This window comes from Streptomyces sp. NPDC046909 (assembly GCF_040644695.1).
In the GTDB taxonomy this organism is placed as follows: domain Bacteria; phylum Actinomycetota; class Actinomycetes; order Streptomycetales; family Streptomycetaceae; genus Streptomyces.
The window spans coordinates 1-22738 of the sequence record NZ_JBEYXC010000027.1 but is presented as its reverse complement, the minus strand read 5'-3'; the positions used below and the strand labels follow the sequence as shown (position 1 = coordinate 22738).

Sequence of the window (22738 nt, the reverse complement as noted above, 5' to 3'; positions counted from 1 at the left end):
GGATGACCATCAGCAGCGACCGGAGCCAGGCAGTGGGCGTGAAGACATACGAGGTACGCACCTACGGGTGCCAGATGAACGTCCACGACTCCGAGCGATTGTCCGGTCTGCTGGAGGGCGCCGGTTATGTGAAGGCGCCCGAGGGGTCCGACGGCGACGCCGACGTCGTCGTCTTCAACACCTGCGCGGTCCGCGAGAACGCCGACAACCGCCTGTACGGCAACCTCGGCCGCCTCGCCCCCATGAAGACCAAGCGCCCCGGCATGCAGATCGCGGTCGGCGGCTGTCTGGCCCAGAAGGACCGCGACACCATCGTGCAGAGGGCACCCTGGGTCGACGTCGTCTTCGGCACGCACAACATCGGCAAGCTGCCGGTCCTGCTGGAACGCGCGCGCGTGCAGGAAGAGGCGCAGGTGGAGATCGCCGAGTCGCTCGAAGCCTTCCCCTCCACCTTGCCGACCCGCCGCGAGAGCGCCTACGCCGCCTGGGTGTCGATCTCCGTCGGCTGCAACAACACCTGCACGTTCTGCATCGTCCCGGCGCTGCGCGGCAAGGAGAAGGACCGCCGCACCGGCGACATCCTCGCCGAGATCGAGGCCCTGGTCGGCGAGGGCGTCTCCGAGATCACGCTCCTCGGCCAGAACGTCAACGCGTACGGCAGTGACATCGGCGACCGTGAGGCGTTCAGCAAGCTGCTGCGGGCCTGCGGGAAGATCGAGGGCCTGGAGCGCGTCCGCTTCACCTCCCCGCACCCGCGCGACTTCACCGACGACGTCATCGCGGCCATGGCGGAGACGCCGAACGTGATGCCGCAGCTCCACATGCCGCTCCAGTCCGGCTCGGACACCGTCCTCAAGGCGATGCGCCGCTCGTACCGGCAGGAGCGTTTCCTCGGGATCATCGAGAAGGTGCGCGCCGCGATGCCGGACGCCGCGATCTCGACCGACATCATCGTGGGCTTCCCCGGCGAGACCGAGGAGGACTTCGAGCAGACCATGCACACGGTCCGCGAGGCCCGCTTCACCAACGCCTTCACCTTCCAGTACTCCAAGCGCCCCGGAACCCCCGCCGCGACCATGGAGGGCCAGATCCCCAAGGAAGTCGTCCAGGCGCGCTACGAGCGTCTCGTCGCCCTCCAGGAGGAGATCTCCTGGGACGAGAACAAGAAGCAGGTCGGCCGCACGCTGGAGCTGATGGTCGCCGAGGGCGAGGGCCGCAAGGACGGCTCCACCCACCGCCTCTCCGGCCGCGCTCCCGACAACCGCCTCGTCCACTTCACCAAGCCGGACGAGGAGGTCCGCCCCGGCGACGTCGTCACGGTCGAGATCACGTACGCCGCCCCGCACCACCTCCTCGCCGAGGGCGCCGTCCTGAACGTGCGCCGCACGCGCGCGGGCGACGCCTGGGAGAAGCGCAACGCCGCCGAGGCGGCCAAGCCGGCGGGCGTCATGCTGGGCCTCCCGAAGATCGGCGTCCCGGAGCCGCTGCCGGCGGTGACCGGGGGCTGCGCGGTCGACTGACGTCGGGGAGGGGGGGCGCCGGTCGCCGTCGACTGACGTACGCGACCGGCCGCAGTAGGCTGCCGATCATGCTTGTCGCCGCCGCAGTGTGCCCCTGTCCGCCGCTTCTCGTGCCCGAGGTCGCCGCGGGTGCCGCGCCCGAGCTGGACGCGGCGCGGGCCGCGTGCACGGACGCGCTCGGAGTGCTCGCCGCCGCCCGGCCCGACCTGCTCGTGGTTCTGGGGCCGGCCGAGCAGAGCGGGCGCGGGACGCACGCGCAGGGGACCCGGGGTTCCTTCCGGGGCTTCGGCGTGGACGTCGACGTACGACTGGGCTCGGACAAGGGCGCGGCGCCCCAGGGCGAGCTGCCGGTCTCGCTCGCCGTCGCCGCGTGGCTGCTGGAGCGCACCGGATGGTCGGATGCCCCGATCGAGGGACTCGGTGTGGGGGAACCTCTCGGGGCCGAGCGGTGTATCCAAGTGGGAAGGGAGATCGCCGCGCGGGCCGGGCGCGTGGCGCTGCTGGTGATGGGCGACGCCAGCGCCTGCCGCACGCTGAAGGCACCGGGCTACTTCGACGAGCGGGCGGCCCCCTTCGACGAGGAGGTCGCCCGTGCGCTGGGGTCGGCGGACGTGGCGGCCCTCGAAGCGCTGGACGCGGAGCTGGCGTACGCACTGAAGGCCTCGGGGCGGGCCCCCTGGCAGGTCCTCGCGGGCGCGGCCGAGGACGCCGGCCTGGGCGGGCAGCTGCTGTACGAGGACGCGCCCTACGGCGTGGGGTATGTGGTCGCGACCTGGTCCTGACCGTTCGGCGTGATCGTTCCGGGAGCCATTCCGGAAACGGCGGACGGCCGGGAGCCTGAAGCCCCTCGGCCGTCCGTCGGTGTGCCGTTCAGGAAGCGGGCGGCGGTGTGGACGGGGGCGTGGTCGTGCCGCCACCCATGCCGTCGTCCTTGTGTGCGAGTCGGTCCATGGCGTCCTTGGCCTTGCCCGTGCCCGTCTGGATCTTGTCGCTGTACTTGCCCTTGGTCTTCTCGTCGACGACCTTCGCGGCCTTGTCGAGACCGTGCTGAATCTTGTCCCCGTGCTGCTGTGCGAGGCCGGAGACCTTGTCCTTGGCCGGGCTGAGCTTGGCTTTCAAATTGTCCAGGAGACCCATCGTTCACCTTCCCGCGCGGGACAGTTATGTGCGGGCGCCCTCGCCGGCCTCGCTGTCGGCCGCCTCGTCGGCGGACTGCTGCTTGGGGATGTCGACGCCCTCGGCGGCACCGGCCTCGACGGCCTCCGTCGCCGTCGGCCCGGCCGCGTCCTGGTGGTCCTCGGAACCGGCCTCGGCCTTCGCCTCAGCCTCGGTCTCCGCCTCGGCGTCGGTCTTCACCTCAGCCTCGGTCTCCGCCGACCCCTTCGCCGCTGCCGCCGCCTCCGCCTCGGGTTCGGCCGTCAGTGTGGCGGCCCCTGCCTCGGCGGTTGACGCCTCCTCCGTAGCCTTCGACCTCCGGAGAAGTCGTGCGAAAACACCCATATCCACTCCATACGTTACTCGTGCGGGCGATTTCCCGCGTTGCCCGGTGCGTCCGTTTGCGTCACCCGGGTCGCCGCCCCTCGAAACCGGCGGCGAAAACCTCGCAACAGGCAACGACCCCGGAGGCGTGCCGTCACGTAACTCGTTCGAGGCCACGCCATGACGTTTGCGAGACTGGGGCGGTGAGCAGCGCACCCCCCGCCCCCCGCGTCATTGCCGTCGTCGGACCGACCGCCGCCGGAAAGTCCGATCTGGGCGTCTTTCTGGCCCAACGTCTCGGCGGCGAGGTCGTCAACGCCGACTCCATGCAGCTGTACCGAGGGATGGACATCGGCACCGCCAAACTGACGCCCGAGGAGCGTGCCGGAGTCCCGCACCACCTCCTGGACATCTGGGACGTGACCGTCACGGCCTCCGTCGCCGAGTACCAGCGCCTCGCCCGCGAGCGCATCGACGCACTGCTCGCCGAGGGCCGCTGGCCGATCCTCGTCGGCGGCTCAGGCCTGTACGTCCGCGGCGCCGTCGACAACCTGGAGTTCCCCGGCACCGACCCCGAGGTCAGGGCGCGGCTTGAGGAGGAGCTCACGCTCCGCGGCTCCGGCGCGCTGCACGCCCGCCTGGCCGCCGCCGACCCCGAGGCCGCCCAGGCGATCCTGCCCAGCAACGGCCGCCGGATCGTCCGCGCCCTGGAGGTCATCGAGATCACCGGCAAGCCCTTCACCGCCAACCTCCCCGGCCACGACTCCGTCTACGACACCCTCCAGATCGGCGTCGACGTGGCCCGCCCCGAGCTCGACGACCGCATCGCCCGCCGGGTCGACCGGATGTGGGACGCGGGCCTCGTGGACGAGGTGCGGGAGCTGGAGGCGCGCGGGTTGCGCGAGGGGCGCACGGCCTCGCGCGCGCTCGGCTACCAGCAGGTGCTCGCGGCGCTCGCGGGGGAGTGCGCGATGGAGGAGGCGCGGGCCGAGACCGTAAGGGCCACCAAGCGCTTCGCGCGCCGCCAGGATTCATGGTTCAGGCGCGATCCGCGGGTGCACTGGCTGAGTGGGGCTGCGGCGGATCTCACAGAACTTCCGCAGCTCGCACTGGCGTTGGTCGAACGACCGGTTACAGCCTGATCACGTCATGGCATCGGGACGCTCAGGCCGTCATCCGGCCCTCCGGCGCCGTGCCATCATCGAGCTTCGATCGACCAAGTGGAGTCCGAGTTGGGAGGGCGCGTGGCGATGGAGGCCGGCCCTCGCGACACCGCACAAGGCACCGAGCCCCTGACCGTCGACGACGGTGAAGCGGAGCAGGACGGGGACCGTCTGAGCCCCGACGGGCCCGACGACACCCAGGGCGGCGTGACCGCCGACGGTCCCGAGCCCGAGGAGATGTTCGCGGGCGGCCCGGAGGTCGAGGTCGAGCTGCGCCCACAGCGCCGTATGCGCATCTGGCAGCTCGCCCCCATCGTCGCCCTGGCCGCGATCGGCTCCCTGATGTTCGCCTTCCCTCTCGCCTTCGACTTCGGCGACAGCGGCGCGGTGATCGCGATGCTGGGCCTCCTGATCTGCTCCTGCGCGGCGGGCTGGGGAATGATGGCGGCCCGCCGCGTCGGTTACACGTGGCCTGGCCTGCCGCAGCGGGGTTCGGGCGGCAGGGTGGACTGGCGGATGGTCCTGCTGTACGCCGTGATCGTGGCGGCGGTGGTCGCGCTGGCGGTGTTCCGCGTGGCAAGGCTGCGCTGAGACGGCCCTGTCTTTTCTTTTGTCTTTAGGGGCGCGGGGCTGTATCGATATGCGGCTCGGCCGCGAGGGCGCGATCAACCCCCACCGGCCCGCAGCCAGAAGCCGACCTCCCTTACGATCGACGCATGAGCACGCGCACGCGGATCCCCTTCCTCAAGGGCCACGGCACCGAGAACGACTTCGTGATCGTCCCGGACCCCGAGAACACCATCGACCTGCCCCCGGCCACCGTCGCCGCCCTGTGCGACCGCCGGGCCGGCATCGGCGGTGACGGCGTCCTGCACGTCGTGCGGTCCGCCGCGCACCCCGAGGCGCGGCACATGGCGTCCGAGGCGGAGTGGTTCATGGACTACCGCAACGGCGACGGCTCGGTCGCGGAGATGTGCGGCAACGGCGTCCGCGTCTTCGCCCGCTACCTCCAGCGCGCCGGGCACGTGACCGAGGGCGACCTGACCGTCGCCACGCGCGGGGGTGTGAAGACCGTGCACCTCGCGAAGGACGGTGACGTCACCGTGGGCATGGGCAGGGCCCGTCTCCCCGAGGGCGACGTCAGCGTGAGCGTCGGCGAGCGCAGCTGGCCCGCGCGGAACGTGAACATGGGCAACCCGCACGCCGTGGCCTTCGTGGACGACCTCGCCGACGCCGGCACCCTGTACGACGCGCCGCCCTTCAGCCCCGCCTCCGCGTACCCGGACGGGGTCAACGTGGAGTTCGTGATCGACCGCGGCCCGAACCATGTCGCGATGCGGGTGCACGAGCGCGGCTCCGGCGAGACCCGGTCCTGCGGCACGGGCGCGTGCGCCGTCGCCGTGGCCGCCGCCCGCCGTGACGGCGCCGACCCGGCGGTGACGGGGACCCCGGCGACGTACACCGTCGATCTGCCCGGAGGCACCCTCGTGATCACCGAGCGGCCCGACGGCGAGATCGAGATGACCGGTCCCGCGGTGATCGTCGCCGAGGGCGAGATCGATGCGGAATGGCTGGAAAACGCGGGGCGCTGAGCGTCTGAATCGTGGGGCCTGGCGGCCTCGGTCGCCGGGAATCGCAGCTCCGGGCATCCGGAACCGTGCGAAACAACGGGCAGCCGCAGGTCAGGTGGCGCGAAACCGTAAACCTGGAAACCGTCGCTCGAATGGGTGATCCGTTTCACGCTCGACGAGAGGCGGTCAGCCGCGCGTGGTGGGCTCGGTAGCATCAAGCACCGGCCCGGACGGGGGAATGCCATCCCCTGAGCCGTGTCCGCCATGGGGCACCCCGTCCGCCGGTCCACGCAGCCGGAGGTGCCCATGAGTGCGGAGGCCACGAACCCCGCGACCCCAGGTCCGGTAACAGGACCTGCGGCGCGCTGGCGGGCGCGGATCGACCTGCGCCGCCTGGGCCGCGCCGCCCTGCTGGGCCCGGCGGCCCGTGACCGGCTGCCCGACGCCATCAGCCATGTCGTCGAGGCCCACCGCGCCCACCACCCCGACGCCGACCGCGAGATCCTGCGCCGCGCCTATGTCCTGGCCGAGTCCTCGCACCGGGGCCAGATGCGCAAGAGCGGTGAGCCGTACATCACACACCCGCTCGCCGTGACCCTGATCCTCGCCGAACTCGGCGCCGAGACCACGACGTTGACGGCCTCTCTGCTCCACGACACCGTCGAGGACACCGATGTGACCCTCGATCAGGTCGGCGAGCAGTTCGGCGCGGAGGTGCGCTATCTCGTCGACGGCGTCACCAAGTTGGAGAAGGTCGACTACGGCGCCGCCGCCGAGCCCGAGACCTTCCGCAAGATGCTCGTCGCCACCGGCAGCGACGTCCGCGTGATGTCGATCAAACTCGCCGACCGGCTCCACAACATGCGCACCCTCGGCGTCATGCGCCCCGAGAAACAGGCGCGCATCGCCAAGGTGACCCGCGACGTCCTCATCCCGCTCGCCGAACGCCTCGGCGTCCAGGCCCTCAAGACCGAGCTGGAGGACCTGGTCTTCGCGATCCTGCACCCCGAGGAGTACGAGCACACGCGGGAGTTGATCGTCGACAACGCCTCCCGCGCGGACGACCCGCTCGCGGAGATCGCCGACGAGGTCCGCGGAGTCCTGCGCGACGCCGACATCCAGGCCGAAGTCGTCATCCGGCCACGGCACTTCGTCTCCGTGCACCGAGTGGCCCGTAAACGCGGCCAGTTGCGTGGCGCCGACTTCGGCCGGCTGCTGGTGCTCGTGAACGAGGACGCGGACTGTTACGGCGTCCTCGGCGAACTCCACACCTGTCTGACGCCCGTCGTCTCGGAGTTCAAGGACTTCATCGCCGTACCGAAGTTCAACCTGTACCAGTCGCTGCACACCGCGGTCGCCCGCGGCGACGGTCAGGTCGCCGAAGTCCTCATCCGCACCCACCAGATGCACAAGGTCGCCGAGGCCGGCGTCATCGCGCTCGGCAATCCCTACGCTCCTCCTTCGGAGGAGCCCGTCGACGGCGAGCGCGAGGACCCCACGCGCCCCGGCTGGCTCTCCCGCCTCCTCGACTGGCAGGAGGCCGCGCCCGACCCCGACACCTTCTGGTCGACGCTGCGCGAGGACCTCGCCCAGGACCGCGAGATCACCGTCTACCGGCCCGACGGCGGCACCCTGGGCCTCCCCGAGGGCGCCACCTGTGTGGACGCCGCGTACGCGCAGTACGGCGAGGACGCGCACGCGTGCATCGGCGCCCGCGTCAACGGCCGCCTGGCGACCCTCAGCACGGTTCTGCGGGACGGCGACACCGTCCAGCTCCTCATGGGCCAGGACCCCGCCTCCGAGCCCTCCAGGGAGTGGCTGGAGCACGCGCACACGCCCGCCGCGCGGATCGCCATCCAGCGGTGGATCGCGACGCACCCGACGCACGAGGGGACCCAGGACGGGGCGCGGGAGGCCGAGGAGCGCGAACCGGCCCCCCGGTCCGCCGCCGGCGCGCCGCTCGCGGACGGTCCGCTCGTCCGCCCGGGCGGCACCGACGTCCTCGTCGACCAGCCCGGCGCGACCGTACGCCTGGCCGGCTGCTGCACGCCCGTGCCGCCCGACGACATCACCGGGTTCGCCGTGCGCGGGGGAGTGGTTACCGTGCACCGCGTCGGATGCGCCGGGGTGGCGCGTATGAAGGACGCGGGGCGCACGGAGGTCGGCGTGCGCTGGGGCGACACCACCGGGTGCCGGGTCACGCTGTTCGCCGAATCGTTCGGCCGCCCCCATCTGCTCGCCGACCTCACCGAGGCCATGGCCCTCGAAGGCGCCGAGATCGTCTCGGCGACCGTCGAACCCCCCAGCCAGCAGCGCGTCCGCCACACCTACACGGTCCAGCTCCCGGACGCGGCCCTGCTGCCCGCGCTCATGCGGGCGATGCGGAACGTGCCCGGCGTGTACGACGTGAGCAGGGCGCAGACGCCGGGCGCGTGAGGCCCGCCTTATGCGCCTTTGTGTGCCTCATGCGCCTTACGCGCGGGGCGTCACGCGTAGGCCGTCTCCGCGAAAGAGGGCCCGCCCCGCTCGGCATGCGTCAGTGAGAGCCGGCGCGAGTGCCGGGGCGGCTGCCGGATGTACTGGCGGAACCCGGAGGCACGGAACCTGAGGTCGAAGGAGCGCCCCTCCATGTGCCACAGCGGCACGCCATGCCACGGGGGCCTGTCGTCCTCGGGCGTCAGCCGGTGCAGCGCGTCGAGTTCCAGATCCACGCCCAGGCCCTTGAAGTCGAGATCCCCTTCGAGATCCCAGACCTCCTCGAAGACGAGCGTCGAAGGGGCCACCCAGAAGCTGAAGTACGTCTCCGGCGGCACCGGGTGGACCCAGCGGACGACGTAGTCGAGATCGAACAGCAGCCGAGGCAGTACGTCCTCGGTGCGCTGTACGTACACGCCGTGCACGGTGACGTCGTGCCACCCCATCCGCTCGAAGTCGGCGTCGCTCCAGACGGCCTTCGTGAGACCCGACTCCTCGTCCACGTCCATGGCCCATATCCAACCAGCCGGTTACCCGTTCGGGTGGGCCGGTCGCGCGTCGTCGCCGTACGGCACGCGCGCGCTGGTAGCGGTGGTGCATGCTGCTCACCCCCCACGCCAGGGCCCCCCGCGCGAGGAGCCCCCGCCGGCTGAAGGCGGCCGCGCTGCTCGCCTCCGCCGTCTCCGTCTGCCTCGTCGCCGCGAGCGCCCCCGCCGACCCGCTCGGGGTCGGCGACCGCCTCTTCCCGCACCTGGGCAACCCCGGGTACGACGTGGCGTCGTACGACCTCTCCTTCACCTATCCCGGCTCCAACAGCAAGCCGCTGAAGGCCGTCACCACGATCGACGCCTGGACGACCACCCCACTGGACCGCATTAACCTCGACTTCGCGCACGGCGAGGTCGAGTCGGTCGAGGTCGACGGCGAGCCGGCGGCCTTCGCCGAGGCCGGTGAGGACCTGGTGGTCACGCCCGAGGAGGAGCTGCCCGGCGGCAGCTGGATGCGGATCACCGTGAAACACACCAGCGACCCGGTGTCCGCCGAGGACCGGGACGGCGGCTGGGTGCGCACCACGGACGGGCTCGCCATGGCCAACCAGGCCGACGCCGCCCACCTGGTGTTCCCGTGCAACGACCACCCCTCCGACAAGGCGATGTTCACCATCCGGGTCACCGCGCCCGACGGCTACACCGCCGTCGCCAACGGACTGCCGACCGGTGTCAGCCGGGCCGCCGGGGCGACCACCTGGACGTACCGCACCCAGCACCCCATGGCCACCGAGCTCGCCCAGGTGTCCATCGGCCGCTCCACCGTCCTGCACCGCGAGGGCCCGCACGGGCTGCCGGTCCGCGACGTCGTGCCCACCGAGCACCGCGAGGCCCTCGAACCCTGGCTGAAGAAGACCCCCGGCCAGATCTCCTGGATGGAGAGCAAGGTCGGCCGCTACCCCTTCGAGACGTACGGCCTGCTCATGGCCGACGCCGACACGGGCTTCGAACTCGAGACGCAGACCCTCTCTCTCTTCGAGAGAGACCTGTTCACCGAGCCCGCCTACCCCAAGTGGTACGTCGAGTCGATCATGGTCCACGAGCTGGCCCACCAGTGGTTCGGCGACAGCGTCGCCCCGGCCACCTGGTCCGACCTCTGGCTCAACGAAGGCCACGCCACCTGGTACGAGGCCCTCTACGCCGAGGAGAAGGCCGGCAAGACGATCGCGGCGCGCATGAAGGCCGCCTACGGCGCCTCCGACCGCTGGCGCGCCGCCGGCGGACCCCCGGCCGCCCCCAAGGCGCCCGACCCCGGACAGAAGATCAGCATCTTCCGCCCCAACGTCTACGACGGCGCCGCGCTCGTCCTGTACGCCCTGCGCGAGGAGATCGGCCGCCCCGCCTTCGAGGACCTGGAGCGGGCCTGGGTGAGCCGCCACGAGGACGGCGTCGCCACCACCGCCGACTTCATCGCCCTCGCCGAGGAGCTCTCCGGGCGCGACCTCGGCGGGTTCTTCCAGGACTGGCTCTACGGCGAGAAGACGCCGCCGATGCCGGGGCACCCGGAGTGGAAGTCGGTGGCGCCCACGAAGGCCTCGCGCTGAGGCGGGCGCGAAATAAGGCGGTGACGAGACGGGCCGTGCCGTGCGACCATCTTCGGGTCGGCGCGGCACGGGATCACGGGAATCTCCCGGGGTACTCGTGCGTTGAGCACAGTGATCGGCGTGACGTTCGCCGCAGTCGCCGTGATGACCGCCGTATCGGAATCCCCAACGACGTAAGGACCCAATGACCTCCTCTTCATCCCCTTCCCAGGACTCGCAGCGCTTCGCGCACACACACGCCGAAGGTCTTCGGGCCGATGCCCTGATGGAAGAGGACGTCGCCTGGAGCCACGAGATCGACGGAGAGCGGGACGGCGACCAGTTCGACCGCTCCGAGCGCGCGGCTCTGCGCCGCGTGGCGGGTCTCTCCACCGAGCTCGAGGACGTCACCGAGGTCGAGTACCGCCAGCTCCGCCTGGAGCGGGTCGTCCTCGTCGGCGTCTGGACCACGGGGACCTCGCAGGACGCGGAGAACTCCCTCGCGGAGCTCGCCGCCCTCGCGGAGACCGCGGGCGCTCTTGTGCTCGACGGCGTCATCCAGCGCCGCGACAAGCCTGACGCGGCCACCTTCATCGGTTCCGGCAAGGCCCTGGAGCTGCGCGACATCGTCGTCGAGTCCGGCGCGGACACCGTCATCTGCGACGGTGAGCTCAGCCCCGGCCAGCTCATCTCCCTCGAAGACGTCGTCAAGGTCAAGGTCATCGACCGTACGGCCCTGATCCTCGACATCTTCGCCCAGCACGCCAAGTCCCGGGAGGGCAAGGCGCAGGTCGCGCTCGCGCAGATGCAGTACATGCTGCCGAGGCTCCGAGGCTGGGGTCAGTCGCTGTCCCGTCAGATGGGCGGCGGCAAGGGCGGCGGCCTCGCCACCCGTGGTCCCGGTGAGACCAAGATCGAGACGGACCGGCGCCGTATCCGCGAGAAGATGGCGAAGATGCGCCGGGAGATCGCGGACATGAAGACCGGCCGCGAGATCAAGCGCCAGGAACGCAAGCGCAACAAGGTGCCGTCCGTCGCCATCGCGGGCTACACCAACGCGGGCAAGTCCTCGCTGCTCAACCGCCTGACCGGCGCCGGTGTCCTGGTCGAGAACGCCCTGTTTGCGACCCTGGACCCGACCGTCCGCCGGGCGGAGACCCCGAGCGGCCGCCTGTACACCCTCGCCGACACCGTCGGTTTCGTACGGCACCTGCCGCACCACCTGGTCGAGGCGTTCCGCTCCACCATGGAGGAGGTCGGCGAGTCCGACCTGATCCTGCACGTGGTGGACGGCTCGCACCCGAACCCGGAGGAGCAGCTGGCCGCTGTGCGCGAGGTGATCACGGACGTCGGCGCCACCGGCGTACCCGAGATCGTCGTGATCAACAAAGCCGACGCGGCCGACCCGCTGACGCTCCAGCGGCTGCTGCGGATCGAGAAGCGTTCCATCGCCGTCTCGGCCCGCACCGGCCAGGGCATCGCGGAACTGCTCGCGCTCATCGACAACGAGCTGCCGCGCCCCTCGGTCGAGGTCGAGGCGCTCGTGCCCTACACGCTGGGCAAGCTCGTCGCCCGCGCCCACAACGAGGGCGAGGTGATCTCCGAGGAGCACACCCCGGAGGGCACCCTGCTCAAGGTGCGGGTGCACGAGGAGCTGGCGGCGGATCTGGCGCCTTACGTTCCGGTGCCGGCGGCGTAGTAGCAGCGCAGCAAGTGTGAAGGCCCGCCCCCCGTCGTGAGGGGCGGGCCTTCAGCGCGTACGGCTTACTGGCCGCCGTACGTCTTGCTCATGTTCTGGTAGATCGCCTCGGCGGTCTTGCCCAGCTGCGGGCCCGCCAGCCAGGTGTTGTCGGCCGGGCCGATCGAGGTGTTGGAGACCAGCTTGGTCTCACCGTCCACCACCCGGAACCAGCCGCCGCCGGACGAGCCACCGGTCATCGTGCAGCCGATCCGGTACATCGTCGGCAGCGTCGAGCTCAGTGAGAGCCGGCCCGGCTGGTCGATGCACTTGAACATCTTCAGCCCGTTGTACGGCGCCGCCTGCGGGTAGCCCCAGGCACCCATCTTGGCGACCTCGGTGGCGGAGGGGGCGGAGAAGTCGACGTCGAGAGCGCCGGTGGTCTCTTCGAGGGACTTGGAGCCGGACTCCGGCTTCACGTGCAGGATCGAGTAGTCGTATGCGGCACCGGCACCGCCGGTCTCCGAGCCGCCGGCGATCCACTCGTTCGAGGTCGAGGCCCAGTCGGCCCACCACTGACCGAACGGAGCGATGTCCGAGGCGCTCGCGTTGGTCAGCTCGTCCTCGGACTTGCCGTAGTCGTTGTAGGCCGGGACGAACATGATGTTGCGGTACCAGCCGCCGCCGCTGCCCGCGTGCACACAGTGGCCGGCCGTCCACACCAGATTCGACTTGCCCGGGTGGTTCACGTCCTTGATGACCGTGCCCGAGCAGACCGCGGTGCCCTCGGGGGTGTCGAAGAAGATCTTGCCGACCGGCGCCGCGTTCTCGTGGTACGGCGTCTTCTCGGCCGACGCCTCGACGGGCGCCGGGTCCGGGTCGGTGACGCCCGCGTCGGCCGCCGCGTCCTTCGTCGAGTACGTCTTGTTGGCCTCCTTCGCCGATTTCATCCGGTCCGGCTTCCAGAGGCCCTCGATCACCGGGTTGACGAAGTCCTTGGCCTCGCTGAGCCACTTGTCCTTGTCCCAGTCCTTCCAGGCGCCGTCCTTCCACTTCTCGACGTCGATGCCGTGCTCCTTGAGCTTGTCGGCGAGGTCGGACGGGATCTGGACCTTGTCGTTGCCGCTGTCGGCGGCCTGGGAGGTGGTGGCGTCGGCCTTGTCGTTCGCCGTGTCCGAGCCTTCGCAGGCGGTGGCGGTCAGCGCCAGCGCGGCGACGAGGCCGGTGGCGGCGAGAGCGGTGCGCCGCCTGCGGCTCTGCGCCGCGGACGTACGTGTGGAACGCATGGTGCGGTAACCCCCGTTGGAGCGATTGATGGTGCGAGGTGCGCGGGTACTTCGAAGCGCACTGATGTCATGGGCGTGTCATCCGGGGGTTCTGTGTCCTGCGTGAACCCCCGTGTCACGCGACACCCCACTATGCCCGTGGAGTTGAGGGCGAACAGCGGCGGGACGGTGAAGGTTTGTGTGAGCCGCCCCGCCGCTCTGTGCTGCCGCCGACCGCTACTGACCGGCGAACTTCTCGCTGACCGAGTCGTACACGCCCTTGGCCACCTCACCCAGCCGCGGCCCGGCCAGCCAGCCCGCGGTCACCGGGCCGATCGAGGTGTTGGACACCAGCGCCGGCTTGCCGTCCGAACCCGTGGCCACCCACCCGCCACCGGACGAACCGCCCGTCATGGTGCACCCGATGCGGTACATCGTCGGGTCGGACGTGTTGATCGACAGCCGCCCCGGCTTGTCCTGGCACTGGTACATCGTCTGCCCGTCGAACGGCTCCGCCGCCGGGTAACCGGTCGCCGTCATGCTCCCGATCTTCGTCGCGGCCGGAGCCTTGAAGTCCACCGGCAGCGCCGAACCGACCGTCTCCTCCAGGGACTTGCCGGTGTTCCCTTCCTCCGGCGTCACATGGATCACCGCGAAGTCGTACGAGGCCCCGTCACCGCCCGTCGCACCGCCCTGCTCGATCCACTGGTCCGAGGTCTGCGCCCAGTCACCCCACCAGACACCGTACGGAGCGACCTCCTCCCGCGCGGCCTTCTCCAACTCGGCGCTCGACAGGCCCTTGTCGTTGTACGACGGCACGAACGCGATGTTCCGGTACCAGCCGCCGTTCTTGCCCGCGTGGACACAGTGACCCGCCGTCCACACCATGTTGGACTTACCGGGGTGCGCCGGGTCCTGCACGACCGTCGCCGAGCAGACCATCTGTCCTTCGGGGGAGTCGAAGAACACCTTGCCCGCCTCGGGAACACTGTCGTGGTACGTAGGCGAAACGGCCTTCGCGTCCACCGGCGCCGGCTCCGGGTCGGTCACTCCCTGGTCACCGTCGAGGTCACTGTCGTCGACCTCCTTGTCCGGATCCTCGGCCCCCCGCATCCGGTCCGGGTCCCACAGTCCCTCGATGATCGGGTTGATGTAGTCCTCGGCCTCGCGCAGCCAGTCGTCCTTGCTCCAGTCCTTCCAGGCGCCGTCCTTCCACTTGTCGACGTCGATCCCGTGCTCCTTGAGCCGGTCCTTGATGTCGTCCGGGATCGTGATCTTCCCGTCGTCCGACGTCGAGGAGGCCGACGCCCCGCCACCTGCCTCGGCGTCGCCCGACTCACAGGCGGTGGCGGTGAGCGCGAGCGCCGAGGCGAGAGCGACGGCGGCCAGCACGGGGGAGGTTCTGCGGCGCGCGCCCCTTTCCCGACGGGCGGTGAACAACGGCCGTATGGATCGCATGATCTGACTCCCCCTGAGGTGAACGAACTAGGCGCTGTGGCCGTGCCCCGCACATCGGCACCCCGGCGGCTCTCGCTCATCCGGTGCCGATCTCCTGTGCGCGCACGGCCTCTTGGAACGGCAACACACACTATGCGCTCGCTGTGGGGGACTCCCGACGGAACGGCAACGGTTCCGTCACGGCAAGGATCTTGAGGCAACCCGTAACCGGGTGACCCGTCCGGGGTTGGTAGCCGTGGGGGGCCTGCTGTCCATGTGCGGTCCCCTGTGCCCGTGGTGTGCCAGTGACTCGCCGTGGACACGGGACGACGGCGGGAGGACGGGAAGAGGTGGCCGAGTCTTCGTACGGCGAGTGCGCGTCCGAGGGGAGCCCCCGGCGCCAGGCGGCCCGCGAGTCGTCGGCACGCACCTACGCGCACGCCCTGCCGATCGTCCCCGTACGCGCCCGCGGCCTGACCATCGAGGGCGCCGACGGCCGCCGTTACCTGGACTGTGTCTCGGGCGCGGGCACCCTCGCCTTGGGCCACAACCACCCCGTCGTACTGGAGGCGATCCGCAAAGCCCTCGAGTCCGGCGCCCCCCTCCACGCCCTCGACCTGCCGACCCCCGTCCAGGACGCCTTCACCACCGAACTCCTCCGCACCTTGCCGCCCGGCCTCGCCGACCACGCCCGCGTGCGGCTCTGCGGACCGGGCGGCGCGGACGCGGTGGCAGCCGCCTTCAGGCTCGTCCGCGCGGCGACGGGGCGCACCGGGATGCTCGCCTTCACGGGGGCGGGCCACGGCGGGACCGCCGAGGTGTCCCGGCCCCCGGAGGAGGCCGCCGACGCCCGCATGACCCGCCTGCCCTACCCGCAGGACTACCGCTGCCCGTTCGGCATCGGCGGCCCCCACGGCGCCGAACTCGCCGCCCGCTGGACCGAGTCCCTGCTCGACGACCCCCTGTCGGGCATCCCGGACCCCGCCGGACTGATCGTCGAACCGGTCCAGAGCGAGGGCGGGGTGATCCCCGCGCCGGACGCCTGGATGCGGCGCGTTCGGCAGATCACGGCGGCCCGTTCGATCCCCCTGATCGCCGACGAGATCCACACCGGCGTCGGCCGCACCGGCGCCTTCTGGGCGGTGCAGCACAGCGGCATCACCCCAGACGTCATGATCCTCTCGAAGGCCATCGGCGGCAGCCTGCCCCTGGCCGTCATCGTCCACCGCGCCGACCTGGACCCGGGGAAGCCCGACCCTCACGCCGACCCCGTCCGCGGCAACCAACTCGCCATGGCCGCCGGCACGGCAACACTCGCCTACGTCCACGAGAACGCCCTCGCCGAACGGGCCTCCGTACTGGGCGCCCGGATGCTGCGTCAGCTGCGGGGGGTGGCGGGGCGGTTCGCTTGCGTGGGGGATGTGCGGGGGCGGGGGTTGATGCTCGGGGTGGAGTTGGTGGATCCGGGGGTGGGGAGTGGGGGCGGGGTTGGTGGAGGCGGTGGGTGTGGAGGCGGTGGGTGTGGCGGGGGTGGTGTTGCTGGGGCCGGTTGCGCCGGGGCTGGATGCGTCGGGGCAGAGGAAGAGGCAGGGGCTGGGAGTGCTGGGGTCGACGGTGCCCGCCGCGGGTGTGGCGAGGGGGCGGCTTGTGGCCCCCGGCCCGCCGCTCCCGAACTCGCCGCCGCTGTTCAGCGCGAGTGCCTGCGCCGAGGCCTCATCGTCGAACTCGGAGGCCGCCACGACAGCGTTGTACGCCTTCTCCCGCCCCTGACGATCACCGACGAGCAGGCGGAGGCGGTCCTCGACCGACTGTCGGAAGCGCTGGAGGCCGTGGCGCTCGGCCGCACCTCCAGCGGCGAGGCGAACCGCCCGCCCGACACGCATCACCCGATCCACGTACGCCACCGCCGCAGCGATCGCGTGGCACGCACCGGGTAGCCCGACGACCGACGGCACGGCACGCCCGAACGACCGGGCCCGCGAGCGGACTTGGACCCACCCCGCCCCACTGCTCCTGAACGACATCACACCTCCACTCGAACCACTCACAACAACCTGAGGCGCCCCAGACCGACGCACACGGAACCCACCCGGCACAACCTCACCCCGCCCCGCACGACCCGTCACCCGCTCACGAGGAACAGCACCCTTGAACACCACCCCCGCATCCGGCGGCCCGGCCACCACACCCAGCCGAGGCTCCTCCTCAACGGAAACTCCTCGGCAGACGCAGACGCAGACGCTGTCCGCACCGGCGGTCGGCGTGGTTCCCCGCCCGGAGGAACGGGTTCCGGAACAGGGTCGAGGCTCGGAAGACGGGCGGACCTCGGGGCGGGGAGGACGGCTGAGCGGCCAGGGTGAGGAGCGGGTCCCGGGGGACAGCGGGAGCCCCGCGTCAGCAGCCCGCCCGAACGCCGGCCCGCCGCGCAGTGCCACCCCGGACCCCCTGGACCATCCCGATCCGCACACCGCGGCCGAGGCCGCAGCCGTGGAGAACCTCCTGCGCTGCTGGGTACGCGAAGCCGGCCTCGCCACTCCCGCAGACGCCCCTCTCCGCATCCCACTGCCTGCCAGCGGAACCGCCCTGGTCGCTCCCGTCCGCTACTGGTCCCCGACAGGCCACCACCGCTTCGGCCTCCCGCGACTTGCCGACGTCCCCGACGACTCCGCGCCTGTCGACGCCGTCATGGTCGCGGCACTGCTGGCCAGGGAGACCAACGGGGAGAGCCTCGGCACGGTCGCCTCGGCGGGCAACGCAACTTCGGCGCCCCTGGACCGCACCGCACTCATCGACGGCTCCGCGCCGACGGGCCTGCCCGCGCCGCTGGCCGACGGCACCGCGAGCTGCGACGGCAGCACGCTTATCGAGGGCACCGCACCCGCCGACGTGACCTCACCCGCCGAGAGCCTCGCGCGCTCCGACGGCACGGCATCCACCGACCTGATCTCGCCCATTGAGGGCCTCGCGCGCTCCGACGGCACGGCATCCGCCGACCTGATCTCGCCCATTGAGGGCCTCGCCCGCTCCGACCGCACCGCAACCACCGACCGCACCACGTCCCCCGACCGCACCGCACCCACCACCCGCACCACACCCCCCGACGCCACCGACCTCGTCGCACGCGTCGCCGACTCCGTCCGCCGCACCGCCACTTTCATCGCCGAGCGGAGGCAGCATCCCGTCGACGATCCCGACCTCTTCCTCGCCGCAGAACAGGCCCTGGTGCTCGGACACCCCCTGCATCCGACGCCGAAGAGCCGTGAGGGACTCTCCGAGGCCGAAGCGCGGCTCTACTCACCCGAGTTGCGCGGCTCCTTCCCCCTGCACTGGATCGCTGTCGCTCCTTCCGTACTGGCCACCGACTCGGCCTGGACCGAGCGAGGGCGCCCGATCCCCGCGGCACAACTCACGGCACGCCTCGCCGAGTCCGGACTGCCGCTCCCCGAAGGCCATACGGCTCTCCCCATGCACCCGTGGCAGTTGCGGGAGGTCCGGCATCACCCGGCGGTGGCGGGGCTGTTCGACGCCGGAGTGCTCCTGGATCTCGGAGCGCACGGCGCCCCTTGGTATCCCACCTCTTCCGTGCGTACCGTCCACCGGTCCGACGCCCCCGCCATGCTCAAGCTGTCGTTGGGCCTGCGCATCACCAACTCCCGTCGTGAAAACCTCCGTAAGGAACTCCATCGGGGCATCGAGGTCCACCGCCTGCTCCGCAGTGGGCTCGCCGAGCAGTGGCAGTCCGCCCACCCCGGCTTCGACATCGTCCGCGACCCTGCCTGGCTCGGCGTCGACGGACCGGACGGCAGCCCCCTGCCGGGACTCGACGTAGTGATCCGGCACAACCCGTTCCGCCCCACGGATGACGTCTCTTGCGTCGCCGGGTTCGTCTCCCCCAAGCCCCATGCCCGGCCGGTCACCGCCACGGGAGGCCGTGAAGCCGACCGGCCGGCCATGCGATCCCGGCTCGCCGACGTCATCACCCGCCTCGCCGGCCGGACCGGACGCCCGCTGGGTGCCGTCGCCGCGGAGTGGTTCCTGCGCTACCTGGAGCAGGTCGTCAGGCCGGTGCTGTGGTTCGACGCGGAGGCGGGCATCGCCCTGGAGGCACATCAGCAGAACACCCTGCTCCTCCTGGACGGAGACGGCTGGCCCGCTGGCGGTCGCTACCGGGACAACCAGGGTTACTACTTCCGCGAGTCCCGACGCGCGGACCTCGACGCCCGGCTGCCCGGCATCGGGGAGCACAGCGACACGTTCGTCTCCGACGAGGTCACCGACGAGCGTTTCGCCTACTACCTCGGTATCAACAACGTCCTCGGTCTCATCGGCGCGTTCGGCTCCCAACACCTCGCCGACGAACGGTTGCTGCTCGCCGCCTTCCGCCGCTTCCTGGGCGACATCGCCACCGGATCCGGCCGGCTGAACACCTCCTTGCCTGCCCGTCTGCTGGACTCACCCGTCCTGCGCTGCAAGGCCAACCTCCTGACCCGACTGCACGGCCTCGACGAACTCGTGGGTCCGGTCGACACCCAGTCCGTCTACGTCACTATCGCCAACCCCCTGCACTCGTGATCACCATCAACCCCCCTTATCCCTGAGGAACATGCCCCGACCCGTCTCCTGAGAGGAGCATCACCGTGCCTCCCACCGACGCGAGCGCCGACGCCGGAACCGCCCCCGGCAGCGATGTCGGTACCTGCACCAGCACCGGTCCGGCTGAGAGCCGTATCGCTGAGAGCCGTATCGCCTTCGACACCGGTTCGATCGGCGACGGTCGGATCGGCGACGACAGCGGCCCAGCCCCAGCCCCAGGTACGGACAGCGAGGACACCCTCGATCTGCGCCTGCCCGACGATTTCCTCGCGCTCATCGCGAACGAGGCCCACGACGGTGGTGAGGAAAGCAGCGACGGACACCGTGCGTCTCAGCCCGCCCCAGCCACCCGGTCCCGCGACGACCTCCTGGACGGTGTCGCCGACTGGGGGCCCGTGGCCACGCCGGTGGGCGTGCTCCACCTGGTCCCCGTGCAACCAGAGCGAGACCTCCCGCTCGTCAGCCGCTGGATGAACGACCCCACCGTCGCGGAGTTCTGGGCACTCTCGGGCCCCAGCGCACGGACCGCGGAGCATGTACAGGCCCAACTTGCCGGAGACGGACGGAGCGTGCCCTGTCTCGGTGTTCTGGACGGCACGCCGATGAGCTACTGGGAGATCTACCGGGCGGACCTCGACCCCGTGGCCCGCCACTATCCCGCCCGGCCTCATGACACGGGTATCCACCTCCTCATCGGTTCCGCCGCCGATCGCGGGCGGGGTCTGGGCAGCGCACTGCTCAGAGCCGTCGCCGACCTCGCCCTCGACAAGCGGCCCGCCTGTTCCCGCGTCATCGCGGAACCCGACATCCACAACACCCCCTCCGTCTCCGCCTTCCTGAGCGCCGGTTTCCGGTTCTCCGCCGAGGTCGACCTTCCCGGCAAGCGGGCGGCCCTCCTGGTCCGAGACCGGTCCCTGCGCGATCTGATGTAACGCCTCGTCGCGGCCCAGTCACTTTTGGTACACCGCTCGCGCCGTCCCGGTTCCCACTCTCGCCCCACCTTTTTCAAGCCGGTTCGACACCGCCGGGTCGAGCCGCTGGGCCGTGCCGCTGGTTCGACACCGCTGGGGCCGCGGTGGGTGCCGAGGGGATGCGTCGCCGGGCAGCGCCGCCCACGGGCCTACTCCGCCCAGCGCGGCCTACCACCGCCCTCCGCGGGCCTACCACCGCCCACCGCCGACCGATCTCGCCCGCAATTGACCGGATGTGATCAGCAACGAACAGCCACCCCCTGCAACCGAACCAACCCCATCCCCAAACAGCCCACGACCGCCCCTGAACCGCCCAACCCCGACCCCAACCGAACCGACCCGATCCCCGCCCCCACCACCCCCGGTCCTGATCCAGCCCCTCTCCTTCCCCTTGACCTCTCGTTTGTCAGTGCCGGGCCGTAGGGTTGTCGCGCTATGACAAAGCCCTCACTCCCCGAACTCCTGCATGCTGCCGTCACTGCCGTCGGCGGCACGGAGCGCCCCGGCCAGGTGACCATGGCCGAAGCCGTCGCGGAGGCGATCGACGACGGCTCCCATCTGCTGGTCCAGGCCGGCACCGGCACCGGAAAGTCACTCGGCTATCTCGTGCCCGCGCTCGCGCACGGGGAGAGAGTCGTCGTGGCCACCGCCACCCTGGCCCTGCAGCGCCAGCTCGTGGAGCGGGACCTGCCCCGCACGGTCGACGCGCTGCACCCGCAGCTGCGCCGCCGCCCGGAGTTCGCGATGCTCAAGGGCAGATCGAACTACCTGTGCCTGCACCGTCTCCACGAGGGTGTGCCGCAGGACGAGGAGGAGGGCCTCTTCGACCAGTTCGAGGCGGCCGCGCCCACCAGCAAGCTGGGCCAGGACCTGCTGCGGTTGCGCGAGTGGTCGGACGAGACGGAGAACGGCGACCGGGACGACCTCACCCCGGGCGTCTCCGACCGGGCGTGGGCCCAGGTGTCGGTCTCGTCGCGGGAGTGCCTCGGCGCCACGAAGTGCGCGTACGGCGCCGAGTGCTTCGCCGAGATGGCCCGTGAGCGCGCCAAGCTCGCCGAGGTCGTCGTCACCAACCACGCGCTGCTCGCCATCGATGCCATCGAGGGCGCCCCCGTGCTCCCGCAGCACGAGGTATTGATCGTCGACGAGGCCCATGAACTGGTCTCGCGGGTCACCGGAGTCGCCACCGGCGAGCTCACCCCCGGCCAGGTCAACCGCGCGGTGCGCCGGGCGGCGAAGCTCGTCAATGAGAAGGCGGCCGACCAGCTCCAGACCGCCGCCGAGGGCTTCGAGCGCCTCATGGAACTCGCCTTGCCGGGCCGCCTGGAGGAGATCCCGGAGGATCTCGGCTACGCCCTCATGGCCCTGCGCGACGCCGCCCGCACCGTCATCTCCGCGATCGGCGCCACCCGCGACAAGTCCGTCCAGGACGAGGACGCCGTCCGCAAGCAGGCGCTGGCCTCCGTGGAGAGCGTGCACGACGTGGCGGAGCGGATCACCAACGGCTCCGAATGGGACGTCGTCTGGTACGAGCGCCACGACCGCTTCGGCGCGTCCCTGCGCGTCGCCCCCATGTCCGTGTCGGGGCTAATGAGGGAGAAGCTCTTCGCGGACCGCTCCGTCATCCTGACCTCGGCGACCCTGAAGCTGGGCGGCGACTTCAACGGCGTAGGAGCCTCCCTGGGCCTCGCTCCCGAGGGCACCGAGGGCGACGACCTCCCGCAGTGGAAGGGTGTCGACGTCGGCTCGCCCTTCGACTACCCGAGGCAGGGCATCCTGTACGTCGCCAAGCACCTCTCGCGCCCCGCGCGGGACGGCGACCGCGCCGACATGCTCGACGAGCTGACGGAACTGATCCAGGCGGCCGGCGGCCGCACCCTGGGACTGTTCTCCTCGATGCGGGCCGCGCAGCTCGCCGCCGAGGAACTGCGGTCCCGTATCCCCGAGTTCCCGATCCTCCTCCAGGGGGAGGAGACCCTCGGAGAGCTGATCAAGAACTTCGCCGCCGATCCCAAGACCTGTCTCTTCGGCACCTTGTCGCTCTGGCAGGGTGTCGACGTCCCAGGCCCCAGCTGCCAGCTGGTCGTCATGGACAAGATTCCGTTCCCACGCCCCGACGACCCGCTGATGAGCGCCCGGCAGAAGGCGGTGGAGGACGCGGGCGGCAATGGCTTCATGGCGGTCGCCGCCACCCATGCGGCGCTGCTCATGGCCCAGGGCGCCGGCCGCCTCGTACGGGCGTCGGGGGACCGGGGTGTGGTCGCCGTACTGGATCAGCGGCTCGCCACGGCGCGCTACGGCAGTTATCTCAAGGCCTCACTGCCCGACTTCTGGTACACCACGGACCGCAACCAGGTCCGGAAGTCGCTCGCGGCGATCGATGCGGCGGCGCAGCAGACGGAGGCACAGGAGGCGTAACAGCCGCGCCGCTGAGGTACGGCTGGGCGCCGGCCGCCCGGAACCGATCGAGGCCAGGCCCGTCGACCCCGGCGCGCAGCGGGCGCGGGTCGTGCGC

17 protein-coding genes are annotated in these 22738 nt (G+C 71.0%); 12 read left to right on the top strand and 5 right to left on the bottom strand.

Annotation, left to right across the window (positions count from 1 at the left end; translation table 11 throughout):
* The first annotated feature begins 2 nt into the window (after positions 1–2).
* Both miaB and ABZ928_RS49510 read left to right on the top strand, forming a co-directional pair.
* Positions 3–1520 (top strand): tRNA (N6-isopentenyl adenosine(37)-C2)-methylthiotransferase MiaB, encoded by a 1518-nt coding sequence (gene miaB / locus ABZ928_RS49515; protein WP_361535603.1) that lies wholly within the window; start codon positions 3–5, stop codon positions 1518–1520.
* A gap of 68 nt (positions 1521–1588) precedes the next feature.
* Positions 1589–2302 (top strand): class III extradiol dioxygenase subunit B-like domain-containing protein, encoded by a 714-nt coding sequence (locus tag ABZ928_RS49510; RefSeq protein ID WP_361535600.1) that lies wholly within the window; start codon positions 1589–1591, stop codon positions 2300–2302.
* Positions 2303–2390: 88 nt separating this feature from the next.
* Here the strand turns inward: ABZ928_RS49510 and ABZ928_RS49505 are convergent, their stop codons facing one another.
* Positions 2391–2657, bottom strand: coding sequence for an antitoxin (locus tag ABZ928_RS49505; protein WP_361535597.1), 267 nt, complete (start codon positions 2655–2657; stop codon positions 2391–2393).
* A gap of 24 nt (positions 2658–2681) precedes the next feature.
* On the bottom strand, positions 2682–3020 hold the full coding sequence (locus ABZ928_RS49500; RefSeq protein WP_361535594.1) for a hypothetical protein: 339 nt from the start codon (positions 3018–3020) through the stop codon (positions 2682–2684).
* Positions 3021–3202: 182 nt separating this feature from the next.
* Here ABZ928_RS49500 and miaA point away from each other — a divergent pair, with 182 nt between their 5' ends.
* The 4 genes from miaA to ABZ928_RS49480 all read left to right on the top strand — a co-directional run bounded on the left by miaA (position 3203) and on the right by ABZ928_RS49480 (position 8169).
* The gene (miaA, locus tag ABZ928_RS49495; RefSeq protein WP_361535591.1) at positions 3203–4141 is read left to right on the top strand and encodes a tRNA (adenosine(37)-N6)-dimethylallyltransferase MiaA; all 939 of its coding nucleotides are present in this window, start codon (positions 3203–3205) and stop codon (positions 4139–4141) included.
* 108 nt (positions 4142–4249) lie between these two features.
* The gene (locus tag ABZ928_RS49490) at positions 4250–4753 is read left to right on the top strand and encodes a hypothetical protein (protein ID WP_361535588.1); all 504 of its coding nucleotides are present in this window, start codon (positions 4250–4252) and stop codon (positions 4751–4753) included.
* A 125-nt stretch (positions 4754–4878) separates the two neighbouring features.
* Entirely contained in the window at positions 4879–5754 is an 876-nt protein-coding gene (gene dapF / locus ABZ928_RS49485; RefSeq protein WP_361535585.1) for a diaminopimelate epimerase, read from the top strand.
* A gap of 285 nt (positions 5755–6039) precedes the next feature.
* Positions 6040–8169 (top strand): HD domain-containing protein, encoded by a 2130-nt coding sequence (locus tag ABZ928_RS49480; RefSeq protein ID WP_361535582.1) that lies wholly within the window; start codon positions 6040–6042, stop codon positions 8167–8169.
* A gap of 50 nt (positions 8170–8219) precedes the next feature.
* Here the strand turns inward: ABZ928_RS49480 and ABZ928_RS49475 are convergent, their stop codons facing one another.
* The gene (locus tag ABZ928_RS49475) at positions 8220–8717 is read right to left on the bottom strand and encodes a hypothetical protein (RefSeq protein ID WP_361535579.1); all 498 of its coding nucleotides are present in this window, start codon (positions 8715–8717) and stop codon (positions 8220–8222) included.
* Between the two features lie 89 nt (positions 8718–8806).
* On the opposite strand from ABZ928_RS49475, the gene ABZ928_RS49470 reads away from it, so the two are divergent.
* On the top strand, positions 8807–10300 hold the full coding sequence (locus ABZ928_RS49470) for a M1 family metallopeptidase (RefSeq protein WP_361535576.1): 1494 nt from the start codon (positions 8807–8809) through the stop codon (positions 10298–10300).
* Between the two features lie 184 nt (positions 10301–10484).
* A complete protein-coding gene (gene hflX / locus ABZ928_RS49465; protein ID WP_361535573.1) occupies positions 10485–11978 on the top strand; it encodes a GTPase HflX in 1494 nt (497 codons plus the stop codon).
* Between the two features lie 65 nt (positions 11979–12043).
* Here the strand turns inward: hflX and ABZ928_RS49460 are convergent, their stop codons facing one another.
* On the bottom strand, positions 12044–13243 hold the full coding sequence (locus ABZ928_RS49460) for a hypothetical protein (protein WP_361535570.1): 1200 nt from the start codon (positions 13241–13243) through the stop codon (positions 12044–12046).
* A gap of 216 nt (positions 13244–13459) precedes the next feature.
* The gene (locus ABZ928_RS49455; RefSeq protein ID WP_361535567.1) at positions 13460–14680 is read right to left on the bottom strand and encodes a hypothetical protein; all 1221 of its coding nucleotides are present in this window, start codon (positions 14678–14680) and stop codon (positions 13460–13462) included.
* Between the two features lie 329 nt (positions 14681–15009).
* On the opposite strand from ABZ928_RS49455, the gene ABZ928_RS49450 reads away from it, so the two are divergent.
* The 4 genes from ABZ928_RS49450 to ABZ928_RS49435 all read left to right on the top strand — a co-directional run bounded on the left by ABZ928_RS49450 (position 15010) and on the right by ABZ928_RS49435 (position 22641).
* Complete coding sequence (locus ABZ928_RS49450) at positions 15010–16596, top strand: aminotransferase class III-fold pyridoxal phosphate-dependent enzyme (protein WP_361535564.1); 1587 nt, start codon at positions 15010–15012, stop codon at positions 16594–16596.
* Between the two features lie 550 nt (positions 16597–17146).
* Entirely contained in the window at positions 17147–19231 is a 2085-nt protein-coding gene (locus tag ABZ928_RS49445) for an IucA/IucC family protein (RefSeq protein WP_361535561.1), read from the top strand.
* A 65-nt stretch (positions 19232–19296) separates the two neighbouring features.
* A complete protein-coding gene (locus ABZ928_RS49440; RefSeq protein ID WP_361535558.1) occupies positions 19297–20184 on the top strand; it encodes a GNAT family N-acetyltransferase in 888 nt (295 codons plus the stop codon).
* A gap of 474 nt (positions 20185–20658) precedes the next feature.
* Positions 20659–22641 carry an ATP-dependent DNA helicase gene (locus tag ABZ928_RS49435; RefSeq protein ID WP_361535555.1) on the top strand — a complete coding sequence of 661 codons (1983 nt, stop codon included), beginning with the start codon at positions 20659–20661 and terminating at the stop codon, positions 22639–22641.
* Positions 22642–22738 lie beyond the last annotated feature (97 nt).